Consider the following 15,355-nt stretch of genomic DNA (forward strand, 5'->3'; position numbering starts at 1 on the left):
GCGCCGTCGGCGCACGTCACGCGTGCCGAGAGCGTAATCCGGAGGACGGCTCGCGAGGTCTCGACAAGTTCGACCAGCGGGGCGGTCACGACCCGAATGCACGTCGCGAGGTCTACTTCGACAGGCTCAGCACGGCGTCGACTAGCTCGACCAGCGAAGCGCGCGACCTCTCAGCGGTAGCGGCGGCCCTCGTCGCGGCGGAAGAGCAGCAGCGCCAGGGCGAAGGTTGCCGCGGTCCAGGCCAGGATGCCGATCCACACCCACGGCTCCAGCTCACCGCCCTGCACGGCCCAGATCACGAACTCCCGGGCCTGCCGGGAGGGCAGGAACTTCGACAGGGTGTCGAGCCAGTCGGCGAAGAGGTACGGCGGCAGGAACAGCCCGCCGGCGAACGCCAGGCCGAACATCACGATCTGCACCACGGCGATGGCGGCCTTGGACGACATCGAGTAGCCGATCGAGATGCCGATGAACATGAACGGCAGCGCCGAGATGCCCAGCGCCACTATCCCCGCAAGAACACCCAGTACGGATGCCTCCGCCGCGGTGAACAGAGCACCGATCGCGATCACCGGCAGGATCGACGCGAGGCCCATCAGCCCGGTCGAGCAAATCTGCCCGAGCACGCGGGAGACGCCCGGCACCGGCAGGGTGCGCAGGTACGGGTCCCACGGTTGCTCCCGGTTGGCCGCGATGTTCAGGCCGAAGCTGAACAGCGAGTTCGACATCAGCGCGAACACGCTCAACGCGATCACCGCCTGGGTGGCGAACTCCGGGTTGTCGGCGATGGCGCGCTGCGGCACGACGAAGAACAGCAGCGATAGTCCGGGAAACACGAGCGACCCGATCAGGGCGGCCGGAATGCGGAACGTCTCGAGGAGGATGATCCGGGCGTGCAGCAGCGTGAGCGCCAGGATGCCCGTGCGGCTTCCGAGAGTCGGCCGCCGGGTGGGCGTGCCCGGAGCGGTGCCGGCCGGGGTGGGGGTGAGGGTGCTCATCGGTGCATCTCCTTCTGGGCGATCTGGGTCGACGAAGCGGCCGCATCCGTCGCCCCGGTCAGGGTGAGGAAGGCTTCTTCGAGGGTGGCGCCGCGCACCGTGAGGCCGGCGAACGGAATGCCGGAGCGCACCAGCTCCTCGATCAGGCGGTCGCTGTCGGTGGCGTAGAAGGTGGTGGCGCCGTCGTCGCCGGTCTCGCGGGCCACCACGCCGGGCAGGCCGCTCACCCGGTCGGGGTGCTCGGTGACCAGGCGCACCTGCCGCAGCGAGACCTGGTTGATCACGGCCGACACGGTGTCGTCGGCGATCACCCGGCCGTGGGCCATCACCACCACGCGTTCGGCGAGCGCCTCGATCTCCTCGAGGTAGTGGCTGGTCACCACCACGGTGGCGCCCCGGTCATGCTGACGGCGCACGGCGTCCCATAGGGTGCGCCGGGCATCCACGTCGAGTCCCGTGGTCGGTTCATCGAGCAGCACCAGACGGGGCTGGCCCACGAACGCGAGCGCCACGCTGAGCCGGCGCTTCTGCCCACCGGAGAGGGCCCCGGTCTGCCGCTTGAGCACTTCCCCCAGCCCGAATTCATCGGCCACGGCCGCGGTCGTCAGAGGGTGCTCGAAGTGCCGCCCGACGAAGTCGATGACCTCGCCCACCCGAAGGGTCGGCGGCAGCGCGGTCTCCTGCGGGGTGCAGCCGAGTTTCTGCCGGGTGCGGTAGTCGCCGGGCGACCCGCCGAACAGCGAGACGGTGCCGGAACTCGGCCGGCGCAGGCCCTGCAGCATGGTGAGCACGGTGGACTTGCCGGCGCCATTGGGGCCGAGCAGGCCCAGGATGCTGCCGGAGTGGATGTCGAGGGTGACGTCGTCGACGGCGAGCACCTCGCCGAAGCGGCGGGTGACGGCGTCGAGCCGGGCGAGAACGGTCATGCGGATTCTCCCAACAGTGCACGGAGGGCTTCCAGGTAGTCCTCGAAGGCACGCCGGCCCGAGCGGGACAGCGCGAGGTACGTGACCGGTGTGCGGCCCTGGTGCGACTTCACGACGTCGACGTAGCCGGCATCTTCGAGCTTGCGCAGATGCGTAGACAGGTTGCCGGCGGTCATGCCGAGCAGCTCCTGCAACCGGGGAAAGGCGATCTGGTCGCCGACCGGCAGAGTGGCGAGGGTGGCGGTGATCTTGAGCCGGGCGGATGCGTGGATCACCGGGTCGAGTTCGTCCATGGTCAACGCCCCTGCCGGCGCCGCACCGCCAGGGTGCCGGCGGCGATGAGGAACGCCCCACCGACGCCGAGGGCGAGGACGAGGTCGTTGCCGGGCGACCCGGCGAAGGCGGAAGCCGCGCCGACCGCGAGCAGCACCAGCCCGAGCACCAGCTGGGAGATGTTGCGCCAGAGCGCGGCACCGCCGAGGTAGATGGTGCCGCACATCAGGGCGTACGCGGCCGGAAAGTACAGGTTTGCCAGCTCGGGCGAGAGGCCCTGGCTGATCAGGCCGGTGCCGAGGATCGCGAACGCGGTGCCGCAGGCCGTCCAGGAGAGCCCGTAGACCGCGCCGGAGAACACCGAGGCGCCGCGCACCCCACGGTTGATCCGCACGCCGAGCACGGCCGACGCCACGATCGACGCCACCAGCATCACGATGAACACTGGTGTGGCCACGTAGGCCGGGATGGTGAACCACGGGTTCCCGTCGGCGTCGCCCGACCAGAGGGCGAGGAAGCCGACGAACCAGGTGATGCCCCAGATGAGATACATCCAGATCACCGGGGTCTGTTGGGCGTTCAGCACTTGCCGCTGCTGCCCCTCGAGCAATGCGAGCGTGGCCCGGGGGTCGCCCAGCGGTTCGTCGGCATCCATCGTGTTGTTGTTCATGTCTACTTTGTAACACAAAGTACTTTGCAGCACAACGGTTCGGCTCGAAGTGGGGCAACGCCGTGAGGCAATAACATGGAGGGCTAATGATTCCCGTCAAGATCACCTTCCCGCCCGAGTTGCCGATCAGCCAGCGCCGCGACGACATCGCGCGCGCCATCCGCGACAACCAGGTCGTGATCGTGGCCGGATCGACCGGCTCGGGCAAGACCACCCAGCTGCCCAAGATCTGTCTGGAGCTGGGCCGGGAGTCGATCGGCCACACGCAGCCGCGCCGGCTCGCCGCGCGCACCATCGCCGAGCGCATCGCCGAGGAACTCGGCCAGGAGGTCGGCGAACTCGTCGGCTACCAGGTGCGCTTCACCGACCGGGTCGGCGCCGATACCCGCATCAAGCTGATGACCGACGGCATCCTGCTCAACGAGATCCACCGCGACCGGATGCTGCGCAAGTACGACACCATCATCATCGACGAGGCGCACGAGCGCAGCCTCAACATCGACTTCCTGCTCGGCTACCTGCAGCAGCTGCTCCCCCAGCGCCCAGAGCTCAAGCTGATCATCACCAGCGCCACCATCGACCCGGCCAGCTTCGCCAAGCACTTCGCCGCCGCCGACGGCACCCCGGCGCCCATCATCGAGGTCTCCGGCCGCACCTACCCGGTGGAGATCCGCTACCGCCCGCTTGTGGCCGAGGCCCCGATCGACGACGAAGACGAGCTGTCGGATGCCGCTCCCACCGTGGACCGCGACTACATCGAGGGCATCTCCGCCGCGCTCGACGAGCTCGAGCAGGAGTCCAACGGCGACGTGCTGGTGTTCCTCTCCGGCGAGACCGAGATCCGCGACGCCGCCGACGCCCTGCAGGGCAAGTTCGCCTCCCGCGACCGCACCAGCCCCACCGAGGTGCTGCCGCTCTACGGCCGGCTCTCCTCCGCCGACCAGCACAAGGTCTTCCAGCCCTCCACCGTGGCCGGGGTGCGCCGCCGCATCGTGCTGGCCACCAACGTGGCCGAGACCAGCCTCACCGTGCCGGGCATCCGCTACGTCATCGACGCCGGCACCGCCCGCATCAGCCGGTACAGCGTGCGCTCCAAGGTGCAGCGGCTGCCGATCGAGGCCATCGCGCAGGCCTCCGCCAACCAGCGCTCGGGCCGGTCCGGCCGCACCAGCGACGGCATCGCCATCCGGCTGTACAGCGAAGAAGACTTCACCCGCCGGCCGGAGTACACCGAGCCGGAGATCCTGCGCACCAACCTGGCCGCGGTCATCCTGCAGATGATCTCGCTGGGCCTGGGCGACATCGCGCAGTTCCCCTTCCTCACCCCGCCGGACTCGCGCAACATCAAGGACGGCCTCGACCTGCTCACCGAGCTCGGCGCTGTCAAGGCGATCGTGGCGCCGAGCGGCACCCCCAGCGAAGACCCGAGCCAGGCCGGCGGCCGCTCCGGTCGTGACGGTGGGCGCGGGCGCGGCGGGCGGGACAGTTCCGGGCGCAGCGGCGGCCGGATGGCCGTGACGGCCGGCACACACAGCCTCACCCGGGTGGGCCAACAGCTCGCCCAGCTGCCCATCGACCCCCGGTTCGGCCGCATGGTGATCGAGTCCAAGACGCAGGGCACCAGCCGCGAGGTGATGGCCATCGTGGCCGGCCTCACCATCCAGGACGTGCGCGAGCGGCCGCTGGAGCGCCGCGGGTCCGCCGACGAGAAGCACGCCCGGTTCGCCGACCCCACCAGCGATTTCCTCTCGCTGCTCAACCTCTGGAACTACCTCGAGACGCAACAGAAGGAGCTCGGCTCGAGCGCGTTCCGGCGGCTGTGCAAGAACGAGTTCCTCAACTACCTGCGAGTGCGCGAGTGGCAGGACGTCTACAAGCAACTCCGCCAGCTGGCCAAGCCGCTGGGCCTGCACATCGGCGACCCGAGCGTGAACCCCGACGGCATCCACCGCTCGATGCTCTCCGGCCTGCTCTCGCACATCGGCCTCAAGGACGTGGCCAAGAAGGACTACATCGGCGCCCGGCAACAGCGGTTCGTGCTATTCCCCGGCTCCGCCCTGGCCAAGAAGCAGCCCAACGCCGTGATGAGTGCCGAGCTGGTGGAAACCAGCCGGCTGTTCGCCCGCATGAACGCCGTCGTCGACCCGGCCTGGGCCGAGCAGCTCGCGGGCGACCTCTGCAAGCGCTCGTATTCCGAGCCGCACTGGGAGAAGAAGCAGGGCGCCGTGGTCGCCTACGAGCGGGTCACCCTCTACGGCGTGCCGATCGTGCCGCGCCGCCGAGTGCAGTTCTCTAAGGTCGACCCGGCCTACGCTCGCGAGCTGTTCATCCGGCACGCGCTCGTCGACGGCGAGTGGGACCTCGACCGGGTCGACCAGCGGGTCACCGCGTTCGACCGGGCCAATACGGCGCTCCGCAAGGAGCTGGCCGAGCTCGAGGAGCGCACCCGGCGCCGCGACATCCTCTTCGACGACGAGGCTGTCTTCGAGTTCTACCACCGACGTATTCCCGCTGAGGTATGTAGCACGCGCACCTTCGAAACCTGGTGGCGTGTGGCCCGCGTCAAGACGCCGGACCTGCTCACCATGACCGCCGAGGCGCTCGTCCCCGAGGATGCGCCGGAGATCGACGAGTCGCTCTTCCCACCGTCGTGGCAGCAGCGCGACCAGCGCTTCGCACTGAGCTACCGGTTCGAGCCCGGCGAAGAAGACGACGGCGTGACCGTGCAGATTCCGCTGGCGTTGCTCGCTCGCGTCTCCCCCACCGGTTTCGACTGGCAGGTGCCGGGCCTGCGCGCAGACCTCGTCACCTCGCTGATCAAGTCGCTGCCCAAGGCCATCCGCCGCAACGTCGTGCCCGCCGCCGACTGGGCGGTGCGCCTCCTCGCCGAGCTGCCGCCCGCACCCGGCGTAGTGGCTCCCACGAGCGGTGCCCCCATCGGCGCCGGGGCGGAACCGGCCGACCCCTCCTTTGCCGAGACCCTCGCCGCCCTCATCCAGCGCCTCACCTACGTGCCCGTGACCGTGCAGGACTTCGACCTCTCCCGGGTGCCCGCGCACCTGCGCATGACGTTCCGGGTCGTCGACGAGCGCGGCAAGAGCGTCGCCTCGGGCAAGGACCTCACCGAGCTGCAGCGGCGCCTGGGCAACAAGGTGCGCGAGTCCGTGGCCAAGGCCTCCGCCGCCACGCCGAAGAACGCGATCGAACGCACCGGCCTCACCACCTGGGACTTCATCGAGCTGCCCCGGTTCATCGACACCAAGCAGGGCGACAACACCATCCGCGGCTACCCCACCCTGATCGACGAAGGCACGTCGGTGGCCATCCGCATGATGAGCACCGCCGAGGAGCAGGCCCGCACGCTGCCTGGCGGCGTGCGCCGGCTGTTGCTGCTGGCGACGCCATCACCCGTGGCCTACGTGCAACAGCACCTCAAGGGCGGCGAGAAACTGTCGCTGGCCACCAGCCCGTACCGCTCCACCCAGGCGCTGTTCGACGACTGCCTCGCGGCCGCCGTCGACGACGTGCTCTACCGGGTGCGCCCCGACGGCCAGGTGTTCATGAAGGCCGAGTTCGACACCATCCGCGACCGGGTCTCCGGCGTGGTGATGGACTCGATGTTCGAGACCGTCGGGCTCGTCGCCCGGGTGCTCACCGCCTCCCGCGCGGCCGACAAGGCGCTCAAGGCTTCCACCAGCATGGCCCTGCTGGCCGCGCTCACGGATGCCCGGGAGCAGCTGAACGGGCTGGTCTACCCCGGTTTCGTCAGTGCCACCGGGCTCGCCCAGCTGCGGCACGTGCCACGGTATCTCGGCGGCATCACTGCCCGCATCGAGAAGCTCCTCGACAACCCCAACCGCGACCGGGTGTGGATGAACGAGGTGCAGGCGGCCACGGTCAAGTTCACCGACGCCGGCGGGCGCATTCCGCTGCCGGCGGATGCCGCGCCGAACCTCGTGCGTGCCCGCTGGATGATCGAGGAGCTACGCATCAGCCTGTTCGCCCAGGAACTGCGGGCGGCGGAGTCCGTCTCCCTGCAGCGAATCCAGAAGGTCCTCGCGAGCTGACCGGCCCGCGAGCCGTGAGTTAAGCCCCAAAACGCGCGGGTTTTAGGTGCTTATCTCACAGGTCGCGGAGTCGTCGGGATTCGATAGGGCGCGGGCTACCTCGTTCAGGGAGGCCACCTGGGCGGGGCTCAAGCGGTCGAAGACGAGCTTGCGCACCTGGGCGACGTGCCCGGGCGCTGCCGCCACCAGCTTGGCCATGCCCGCCTCGGTGAGCGTCGCCAGCACCGCCCTGCGGTCATCCGGCGCCATCTGGCGGGTCACGTACCCGGCGGCCTCCAATCGGGCCACGATGCGCGACAGCCTCGACTGCGAAGTGTTGGCGGAGGTCGCGAGCTCAGTCATGCGCATGCTGCGGCCGTCTCTTTCCGAGAGTATGACCAGCACCATGTAGTCCGCCATGGCCAGGTCCGAGTCGCGCTGCAACTGCGAGTCGAGGGCGGTCGGCAGCAGGAACAGCACCCCGGCCAGGGCTTTCCACGCCTCCAGCTCGTCGGCGTTCAGCCACTGCGGTTCGTCCATGTGCCTACCCTACCGAGATTTACTTGACAGAGAAAGTAGTTCGCGATAGTTTATTTGACGCGGCAACTACTTCCGCTGCAATCATCATCTCGTTCGGCGTCTTCCGGGGCCGGCATCAACACAGGAGTCCCCATGAACATCGCCATCTGGATCATCACCGCCCTGATCGCCGTCGCCTTCATCGGCGCCGGGCTGATGAAGGTTGCCCAGCCGCGCACAAAGCTCGCCGCCAACGGCATGGCCTGGACCAACGACTACTCGGATGCCGGCGTCAAGCTCGTCGGACTGGCTGAGCTGCTCGGTGGCCTGGGCTTGATCCTGCCCGCGGTCACCGGCATCGCGCCGATCCTCGTGCCCATCGCCGCGGCCGCCCTCACCGTGATCATGGTCGGCGCCGTCGTCTGGCACGTGCGCGCGAACGACACCAAGGGTGCACTGCCCAGCGCGGTCCTCGGCATCCTCGCCCTGCTCGTGGCCATCACCCGCTTCGGCCCCTGGGCGTTCTAACCCCGCGCGCATCCCGCGACCTGTGAGAAAAGCCCCAGAATCGTCAAGATTCTGGGGCTTTTCTCACAGCTCGCGGAAGGAGGAGCGGGCTAGAGCACCTTGGAGAGGAACGCCTGGGTGCGGGCGTGCCGGGGGTTCGCGAGAACCTCTGACGGAAGCCCGGACTCCACCACAACGCCGGCATCCATGAAGACTAGGGAGTCGGCGACCTCGCGGGCAAAGCCCATCTCGTGGGTGACCACGATCATGGTCATGCCCTCCTTGGCCAGGCCCTTCATGACATCGAGCACCTCGCCGACGAGCTCGGGGTCGAGCGCGCTGGTCGGCTCATCGAACAGCATCAGCTTGGGCTCCATCGCCAGAGCCCGGGCGATCGCCACCCGCTGCTGCTGGCCGCCGGAGAGGTGCGCCGGGTAGTAGTCGGCCCGGTCGGCGAGCCCCACCCGGGCGAGCAGGTCGCGAGCAGTTGACTCGACCTTCGCCTTGGGCAGTCCCTTGACCCGCAGCGGCGCCTCCATCACGTTCTGCAGAGCCGTCATGTGCGGGAACAGGTTGAACCGCTGGAACACCATGCCGATGTCCCGGCGCTGCTTCGCGGCTTCCTTGGGCGCCATCTCGTAGAGCTTGCCGTTGGCCTCGCGGTAGCCGATCAGTTCACCGTCCACGCTGAGCCGGCCGGCCGAGAGCACCTCGAGGTGGTTGATGCAGCGGAGGAAGGTGGACTTGCCGGAGCCGGAGGGCCCGACGAGGCACATCACCTCGCCGCGCTTCACCTCGAGGGTGATGCCCTTGAGCACCTCGTGCGCGCCGAAACTCTTGGTGACCTGCTCGGCCAGCACCATCGGGGGTTCGACGGATGCGCCTGTCGCCAGGGTGCCGCTCATCGTGTTCCTCCGGTGCCGGGCTTGTCTGGGGTCGGGGGCAGCACAACGGTCGGCTGCCCCGCGCCCACGATGGGCACGGCTCCGGTGAGGCCTGCGCCACCGCCGGCATCCGACTTGTTGGCCTGCCGGTCGCCCACACCGCGGGAGAAGCGCTTCTCGAGGAAGTACTGGCCCACCATGAGGATCGACGTGAAGAAGAGGTACCAGATCGACGCCACGATCAGCAGCGGGATCGGGTTGAAGGTCTCTGCCGAGATATCCCGGGACCGGGTGAACAGCTCGAGGCTGAACGGCACCGCCGTGACCAGCGACGTGGTTTTCAGCATCGAGATCACCTCGTTGCCGGTCGGCGGGATGATCACCCGCATCGACTGCGGCAGGATGACCCGGGTCATGGTCTGCGACCAGCTCATGCCGAGCGCGATCGAGGCCTCTTCCTGGCCCTTGTCAACCGAGAGCAGGCCGGCGCGCACGATCTCGGCCATGTACGCGGCCTCGTTCAGCGCCAGGCCGATCACGGCCAGGGTGAAGGTGTTCAGGGCGGCGGTGGTGCTGAATGACAACCACGGGGTCATGAACGGCAGGCCGATGTCGATACTCGTGTAAATCAGCGAGATCAGGCCCCAGATGGTCAGCTGCACATACACCGGGGTGCCGCGGAAGATCCAGAGGTAGAACCAGGCCACGCTCTTGACCACAGGGTTGGGTGAGAGCCGCATCACGGCCAGGATCACGCCGAGGATGATCGCGATCACCATCGAGAACACGGTCAGTTCGATCGTGACCAGCGCGGCCATCGAGATACGCCGGTCGAAGAGGTACTTGCCCACCGACGGCCAGTCAAAGGCCGGGCGGAACGCCGCGTCGATGACGAAGAACACGAAGATCGCCACGAGCACGACGGCGAAGACCATCCGCCACGGGTGTCGGAGCCGAATGGCCTTGATCGGCGCCGATGCATCCGGTTCGCCCAGCGGCGGCGTGACCGCCGCTGGGCCGTTCACGTTCGTGGTGCTCACGGGTTAACCGTTCGCGGCTGCGTTGATCGTGATTTCGTCGATGCCGCCGTCGGCGACACCCCACTCGTCGAGGATCGCCTGGTAGCTGCCGTCATCCACCATGGACTGCAGGGCAGCCTGCACGGCCTTGGTGAGTTCGGAACCCTTGGCGACGACGATGCCGTAGGGCGCCACGTCGAAGGTCTCGCCGGCCAGCTGCAGCTTGTCGTCGGTCTGGTCGATGGCGTACAGGGTCACCGGGGAGTCGGCGCTGAGCGCGTCGGCCTGGCCGAGCACCACCGCGTTGGTCGCGGCATCCTGGGTGTCGAACTTGAGCTTCTCGATGGCGGGCTTGCCGGCGGCGACGCAGGCGTCGCTCTTGGCGGGCACCTCGTCGGTGTCCTCGTAGGTAGTGGCCTGAACGGCCACCTTGAGGCCGCAGGCGTTGTCGGGGTCGACGTCCTTGCCCTTCGCCGATGCCCACTGGATGCCGGCGGTGTAGTAGTTGACGAAGTCGACCTGCTCTTCGCGCTCGACGGTGTCGGTGAACGAGGACTCGCCGATGTCGGCCTTGCCTCCGTTGACGCTCGGAATGATGTTGTCGAACTTGGCCACCTGGAACTCGGGTTCGAGTCCGAGCTTGGCGGCGATGCCGCTGGCGATCTCGATGCCCCAGCCGATCGGCTCGCCGGCTTCGTTCTTGAACTCGTTCGGCGCGTAGGTGGGGTCGGTACCGATCACCAGGGTGCCGGTGTCGGCGACCTCGGCCGGCACGAGGGCCGTTGCGGCGTCGTCCTGCTCCACCGCGGAGGTGTTGCCGGCATCGGTGCTGCTGGTAGCGGGCGTCGAGTTGTCGACGCAGCCGGTGAGCATCAGCGCGGCGGCGGCGGCGAGGGCGGGAACTACGTATCTAGCGCGCATGGCACGACCTTCTTCATTAGTGCGTCGAGTTTTGGACCGACTGAATGGCAGTGGACGGTACGACTGCAGTGAGCCTAATACACCCCTGCGCTGGAGGAACGGCCTGGCGATATCGGTTCGGGAACAGCCCAACCGACGCCCGCCAAGGTTAGCGTGTTCCTCAGGCGGCCTACTCCTGCGGTCGTATCGCCGCCCTAGCCGTTCGCGGCTGCGTTGATCGTGATCTCGTCGACGCCACCGTCCGTGACCCCCCAGGCGTCGAGGATGGCCGCGTAGCTGCCGTCATCCACCATCGACTGCAGGGCGGCCTGCACGGCGGCGGTGAGTTCGGAACCCTGGGCCACGACCATGCCGTACGGGGCCTCGTCGAAGGTCTCGCCGGCCGGCTGCAACTTGTCGACGGTCTGGGCGATCGCGTACAGGGTGACCGGGGAGTCGGCGCTGAGCGCGTCGGCCTGGCCGAGCACAACCGCGTTGGCCACGTCGGCCTGGGTGTCGAACTTCAGCTTCTCGATCGCGGGCTTGCCGGCGGCAAAGCAGGCGTCGCTCTTGGCGGGCACCTCATCGGTGTCCTCATAGGTGGCGGTCTGCACGGCCACCTTGAGGCCGCAGGCATTGTCGGGGTCGACGTCCGTGCCCACTGCCGACGCCCACTGGATGCCGGCGTTGTAGTAGTTGACGAAGTCGACCTGCTGCTCGCGCTCCACGGTGTCGGTGAAGGAGGACGCCCCGATGTCGGCCTTGCCGCCGGCCACGCTCGGGATGATGTTGTCGAACTTCGCGACCTGGAACGTCGGAGTCAGGCCGAGCTTGGCGGCGATGCCGGTGGCAAGCTCGATGTCCCAGCCGATCGGGTCGCCGGCTTCGTTCTTGAACTCGTTCGGCGCGTAGGTCGGTTCGGTTCCGATGATCAGGGCGCCACGATCGGCAACCTCGGCCGGCACCAGGGCTGCTGCCGCGTCATCCTTCGCGATCGCGGGAGCCGTACTGACGGCGGACCCGGATGTCGCGGGCGTCGAGTTGTCGACGCATCCGGTGAGCATGAGCGCCGACACGGCAGCGAGGGCGGGGAGTACGTATTTAGCGCGCATGGCACAACCTTTTCGTGGGTCTCGAGACCACAAGGGATCGAGTCGACTGAGCGGTCCGTTGACGGTACGAGTGGAGCGAGCCTGAACACCCCTGCGCTGGGGTGCGGCTCGTACGAGATCGGCTGAAGGGTCAGTCGAAGCGGACGCAGCAGCTCAAGGTTACCGCGCTCAAGCAGGCACACTCGGCCACAGGGGGCGCACCGACCGGCCCGCCACCTCCGGACTCGCACGGATGCTGGCACCATGGTGGGATGACTGAGACCGTGCTGCGATACGCCGCCTTCACCGATCCTGACCGCGCCGATGCTGCCGCCGGGGGCAACCCGGCCGGCATCGTGCTGCACGCGAGCGGGCTGGGCGACGCGGCGATGCAGGCCATCGCGGCGGAGGTCGGCTACGCCGAAACCGCGTTCGTCACCGAGCCGGCGGTCGACGGCGACCCGCGGCACAGCCGGTTGCGCTTCTTCTCCCCAGTCGCCGAGGTGCCGTTCTGCGGCCACGCCACCGTCGCCACCGCCGTGGCCCTCGCCGGTCGGGACGGCACCGGCACGGTCACCTTCGAGACCAACGTGGGCGCCATCACGATCACCACCCGGGCGACGGATGCAGGCACGACGGCGTCCTTCACCAGCGTCGACCCGCGGGCGGCCATTCTCGACCCCGGAGTGCTCGGCACGCTGCTGGGTCTGCTCGGCGTCACCGCGGAGGCCCTGCACCCGGACTACCCGCCCCGGCTGGCCTACGCGGGTAACTGGCATCCGGTGATCGTGTTCGCCGACCAGGCCGGGTTCGACGCTTTCACGTTCGACCCGGCAGCGATGCGCGCCCTGATGGATGCGCAGGGCTGGGCCGGCACCGTGACCACCCTGGTGCCGACTGGCGCCGCCGAGTTCGAGGCGCGCAACCTGTTCCCCGTCGGCACCATCACCGAGGACCCGGCAACGGGCTCGGCCGCGGCCTCGGTGGGCGGGTACCTGCGGGAGCTCGGGTTGGTGGCGCCGCCCGCGCGGGTCGTCATCCGCCAGGGCCGGCACGTCGGCCGGCCGAGCCTGTTGCTCGTGGACGTGCCGGCCGTGGGCGGCATCGTGGTGAGCGGCACCGCCGTGGACATCGCCTAGCCAGGCGCGCCCTTGTGTGTCCGTTCCTGGTCCGCTGCACCCCGGTTGGCCCAGCGCGCCCGCTATGACCGGCGCGACGAGCCACCCGGGGGGGGCGCCGACGTGAAGGACTCGCGCGCCGGGGCCAGCCAGGCGCACCGGGTCAGGCGGGCGCGCCCGGCTCGTCGCCGGTGGCGACCGGCCGGTCGGGCTGGTTGGACCAGGCCGACCAGGAGCCGGGGTAGAGCGCCGGGGTGAACCCGGCCAGGGTGAGGGCTACCGCTTCATGCGCGGCCGTCACGCCCGAGCCGCAGTAGACGCCCACGTCGAAGCCGGGCGGACCGGCATCCGCACCGGTCGACACACCGCGGGCGTGCACGCCGAGAGCCTCGAACCGGGCGCGCAGCTCGGCCGCCGGCCGGAACCGCCCGTCGGCGTCGAGGTTCGCGCCGGTGGGAGCGTTGATCGCGCCGGGGATGTGGCCCGCCCGCGGGTCGATCGGTTCGGTGTCGCCGCTGTAGCGTTCGGCGGCGCGGGCGTCGAGCAGCACGCCGGACTGCGCCAGCGCGGCGGCGGCATCCGCGTCGAGGGTCGGCAGGGTGCCGGGGGTGAGCGTGATCGAGCCCTGTGTCACGGGCTCCTCCCCCGCCACCACGGGCAGGCCCTCTGCACGCCAGGCGGCCAGGCCGCCGTCGAGCAGGCGCACGTCGGCCACCCCGGCGTGCCGCAGCAGCCACCAGGCCCGGGCGGCCGACATGTTGCCGAGGTCGTCGTAGACCACCACGGTGTCGCCGTCGTTCAGTCCCCAACCGCGGGCGGCGGCCTGCAGGTTTGCCACAGCGGGCAGCGGATGCCGGCCGTCCGCGGCGTCGCCGTGCCCGGCCAGCTCGGTGTCCAGGTCCACGTACACGGCGCCGGGCAGGTGCCCGCCGCGGTACTCGGCGCGGCCGGGAGGGCCGCCGAGCTTCCAGCGCACGTCGAGGATGCGGGGACCGGGGCCGACGACGAGCAGCGCGGCCAGATCGGCCGCCGAGATCAGAGTGTGCACCCGTCCACGTTAGCCGCAGCCCAGCTCCCTCCCGTTTTTCGCCGCGATGCCCAGCGGCCGTAGACTGGACGGTTGTGAGCAGCTACTGGACCCTATTGAAGACCCCGGGCGTTGCCCGCCTCATCGGAGCCCAGCTCACCGCCCGATTCCCGTTCGGGATGCTCTCCCTGGCGTTCCTCATCCACATCGAGGGCATCTTCGATTCGTACGGCGCCGCCGGCCTCGTGCTCGGCGCGATGAGCATCGGCCAGGCCATCGCCGGCCCCCTCACCTCCCGCCTGATGGGCCGCCTCGGCATGCGCCCGGTGATCATCGCCACCATGGCCATCTGCACCACCTCAATCGTGGTCATGGCCCTCGTACCCCTGCCGATCGTGGGCCTGATGGTCGTCGGCTTCGTCGCCGGGCTGTCGATGCCGCCCATCCAGCCGGCCGTGCGCACCATCTACCCCAAGGTCGTCAACTCCCGCCAGCTGGCGCCGCTGTTCTCGCTGGATGCGTCGGCACAGGAGATCATCTGGGTGCTCGGCCCGGTCATCGCCACGTTCGTCGCCATCCAGGTGAGCACCACCGCGGGCATCCTGCTCGCCGCGTTCTTCCTCGTCGCCGGTGGAATCTGGTTCGTGGCGCTGCCCGAGGTGGGCCGGGTGCGCATCCCCCGCAGCCGCCGCAAGCTCGGCGTGGTGCTCAAGAAGCCCGAAGTGCTGCTCAGCACCGTGGTGGGTTTCATGCTCGTCGCCGCCTGCTCCGCCGTGGAGGCCGGCGTCGTGGCCGTGTTCGGCCACGGCAGCGCCAACGCCGGCTGGGTGCTGGGCATCTTCGCGGTCGGCTCGCTCATCGGCGGTCTGGCCCTTGGGCACCTGCCGATCGGACCGTGGGCGCTGGCGTCGCGGATGCTCATCGTCACGATCGGCCTGGCCGTCGCCGCCATCTGGCTCAACTTCTGGTGGCTCTCCGGTGCCCTGCTGCTGGCCGGTATCGGCATCGCCCCGTCGTTCGCCGTTCTGTTCGGCATCGTGTCGGCGAGCGTGAAGTTCAGCGACACCGCCGAGGCCTACGGCTGGATCGGCACCGGCCAGCTCATCGGCGCCGCGCTAGGCTCCTCGCTGGCCGGCTTCGCCATCGACCACTCCGGCGCCGCCTCGGCGATCTACGTGGCCGCGGGCTTCGCAGCGCTGGGCACGATCATCCCCGCGCTCGGCCGACGCTGGCACCCCGACCTGCGCGGGCGCGACGTGAGCCCCATCCCCGACACCGAGCCGATCAGCATCCAGGTCTCCTAGCCCCTCCGTTTCCCCTCCCCTCCCTCTCGCGAGCCGTGACCTAAGCACCTAAAGTTCCGCATTTATGGGGCTT

14 protein-coding genes are annotated in these 15,355 nt (G+C 69.1%); 4 read left to right on the plus strand and 10 right to left on the minus strand.

Annotation, left to right across the window (positions count from 1 at the left end):
- Positions 1 to 170: 170 nt before the first annotated feature.
- The 4 genes from CTB96_RS17480 to CTB96_RS17495 are packed head-to-tail and all read right to left on the minus strand — an operon-like array spanning position 171 to position 2,867.
- Positions 171 to 998, minus strand: a complete 828-nt coding sequence (locus CTB96_RS17480; RefSeq protein ID WP_248283433.1) for an ABC transporter permease — start codon at positions 996 to 998, stop codon at positions 171 to 173.
- Complete coding sequence (locus CTB96_RS17485) at positions 995 to 1,924, minus strand: ABC transporter ATP-binding protein (RefSeq protein ID WP_110128064.1); 930 nt, start codon at positions 1,922 to 1,924, stop codon at positions 995 to 997. Before CTB96_RS17485 ends, CTB96_RS17480 begins: the two co-directional genes overlap by 4 nt.
- Complete coding sequence (locus CTB96_RS17490) at positions 1,921 to 2,217, minus strand: transcriptional regulator (RefSeq protein WP_110128065.1); 297 nt, start codon at positions 2,215 to 2,217, stop codon at positions 1,921 to 1,923. The genes CTB96_RS17485 and CTB96_RS17490 overlap by 4 nt, the downstream gene beginning before the upstream one ends.
- A gap of 2 nt (positions 2,218 to 2,219) precedes the next feature.
- Entirely contained in the window at positions 2,220 to 2,867 is a 648-nt protein-coding gene (locus CTB96_RS17495) for a hypothetical protein (RefSeq protein ID WP_110128066.1), read from the minus strand.
- 86 nt (positions 2,868 to 2,953) lie between these two features.
- Here CTB96_RS17495 and hrpA point away from each other — a divergent pair, with 86 nt between their 5' ends.
- On the plus strand, positions 2,954 to 6,934 hold the full coding sequence (gene hrpA, locus CTB96_RS17500; protein ID WP_110128067.1) for an ATP-dependent RNA helicase HrpA: 3,981 nt from the start codon (positions 2,954 to 2,956) through the stop codon (positions 6,932 to 6,934).
- A 42-nt stretch (positions 6,935 to 6,976) separates the two neighbouring features.
- On the opposite strand, the gene CTB96_RS17505 is transcribed toward hrpA, so the two are convergent.
- Positions 6,977 to 7,453 (minus strand): MarR family winged helix-turn-helix transcriptional regulator, encoded by a 477-nt coding sequence (locus CTB96_RS17505; RefSeq protein ID WP_110128068.1) that lies wholly within the window; start codon positions 7,451 to 7,453, stop codon positions 6,977 to 6,979.
- 132 nt (positions 7,454 to 7,585) lie between these two features.
- Here CTB96_RS17505 and CTB96_RS17510 point away from each other — a divergent pair, with 132 nt between their 5' ends.
- Complete coding sequence (locus tag CTB96_RS17510) at positions 7,586 to 7,960, plus strand: DoxX family protein (RefSeq protein ID WP_110128069.1); 375 nt, start codon at positions 7,586 to 7,588, stop codon at positions 7,958 to 7,960.
- Positions 7,961 to 8,049: 89 nt separating this feature from the next.
- On the opposite strand, the gene CTB96_RS17515 is transcribed toward CTB96_RS17510, so the two are convergent.
- The 4 genes from CTB96_RS17515 to CTB96_RS17530 form a co-directional block, all read right to left on the minus strand.
- Positions 8,050 to 8,844, minus strand: a complete 795-nt coding sequence (locus CTB96_RS17515; RefSeq protein WP_282433149.1) for an amino acid ABC transporter ATP-binding protein — start codon at positions 8,842 to 8,844, stop codon at positions 8,050 to 8,052.
- Complete coding sequence (locus tag CTB96_RS17520; protein WP_427846496.1) at positions 8,841 to 9,863, minus strand: amino acid ABC transporter permease; 1,023 nt, start codon at positions 9,861 to 9,863, stop codon at positions 8,841 to 8,843. Before CTB96_RS17520 ends, CTB96_RS17515 begins: the two co-directional genes overlap by 4 nt.
- 3 nt (positions 9,864 to 9,866) lie before the next feature.
- A complete protein-coding gene (locus CTB96_RS17525; RefSeq protein WP_110128070.1) occupies positions 9,867 to 10,763 on the minus strand; it encodes an ABC transporter substrate-binding protein in 897 nt (298 codons plus the stop codon).
- A 194-nt stretch (positions 10,764 to 10,957) separates the two neighbouring features.
- Positions 10,958 to 11,854, minus strand: coding sequence for an ABC transporter substrate-binding protein (locus tag CTB96_RS17530; RefSeq protein ID WP_110128071.1), 897 nt, complete (start codon positions 11,852 to 11,854; stop codon positions 10,958 to 10,960).
- A 251-nt stretch (positions 11,855 to 12,105) separates the two neighbouring features.
- Between CTB96_RS17530 and CTB96_RS17535 the strand changes: the two genes are divergently transcribed.
- Entirely contained in the window at positions 12,106 to 12,972 is an 867-nt protein-coding gene (locus CTB96_RS17535) for a PhzF family phenazine biosynthesis protein (protein ID WP_110128072.1), read from the plus strand.
- 142 nt (positions 12,973 to 13,114) lie between these two features.
- Here CTB96_RS17535 and CTB96_RS17540 read toward each other — a convergent pair whose 3' ends face one another.
- Positions 13,115 to 13,999: a sulfurtransferase gene (locus tag CTB96_RS17540; protein ID WP_110128073.1), complete on the minus strand. Its 885-nt coding sequence runs from the start codon at positions 13,997 to 13,999 to the stop codon at positions 13,115 to 13,117.
- A 74-nt stretch (positions 14,000 to 14,073) separates the two neighbouring features.
- Here CTB96_RS17540 and CTB96_RS17545 point away from each other — a divergent pair, with 74 nt between their 5' ends.
- Positions 14,074 to 15,282 carry an MFS transporter gene (locus CTB96_RS17545; RefSeq protein ID WP_110128074.1) on the plus strand — a complete coding sequence of 403 codons (1,209 nt, stop codon included), beginning with the start codon at positions 14,074 to 14,076 and terminating at the stop codon, positions 15,280 to 15,282.
- Positions 15,283 to 15,355 lie beyond the last annotated feature (73 nt).

Source organism: Cryobacterium arcticum (genome assembly GCF_003185895.1).
In the GTDB taxonomy this organism is placed as follows: Bacteria; Actinomycetota; Actinomycetes; order Actinomycetales; family Microbacteriaceae; genus Cryobacterium; species Cryobacterium arcticum.

Coding starts and splice junctions, on each gene's coding strand:
- CTB96_RS17515 (WP_282433149.1), bottom strand. CDS start 8,844: ATGAGCGGCACCCTGGCGACAGGCGCATCCGTCGAACCCCCGATGGTG.
- CTB96_RS17525 (WP_110128070.1), bottom strand. CDS start 10,763: ATGCGCGCTAGATACGTAGTTCCCGCCCTCGCCGCCGCCGCCGCGCTG.
- CTB96_RS17485 (WP_110128064.1), bottom strand. CDS start 1,924: ATGACCGTTCTCGCCCGGCTCGACGCCGTCACCCGCCGCTTCGGCGAG.
- CTB96_RS17535 (WP_110128072.1), top strand. CDS start 12,106: ATGACTGAGACCGTGCTGCGATACGCCGCCTTCACCGATCCTGACCGC.
- CTB96_RS17510 (WP_110128069.1), top strand. CDS start 7,586: ATGAACATCGCCATCTGGATCATCACCGCCCTGATCGCCGTCGCCTTC.
- CTB96_RS17530 (WP_110128071.1), bottom strand. CDS start 11,854: ATGCGCGCTAAATACGTACTCCCCGCCCTCGCTGCCGTGTCGGCGCTC.
- CTB96_RS17480 (WP_248283433.1), bottom strand. CDS start 998: ATGAGCACCCTCACCCCCACCCCGGCCGGCACCGCTCCGGGCACGCCC.
- CTB96_RS17505 (WP_110128068.1), bottom strand. CDS start 7,453: ATGGACGAACCGCAGTGGCTGAACGCCGACGAGCTGGAGGCGTGGAAA.
- CTB96_RS17495 (WP_110128066.1), bottom strand. CDS start 2,867: ATGAACAACAACACGATGGATGCCGACGAACCGCTGGGCGACCCCCGG.
- hrpA (WP_110128067.1), top strand. CDS start 2,954: ATGATTCCCGTCAAGATCACCTTCCCGCCCGAGTTGCCGATCAGCCAG.
- CTB96_RS17490 (WP_110128065.1), bottom strand. CDS start 2,217: ATGGACGAACTCGACCCGGTGATCCACGCATCCGCCCGGCTCAAGATC.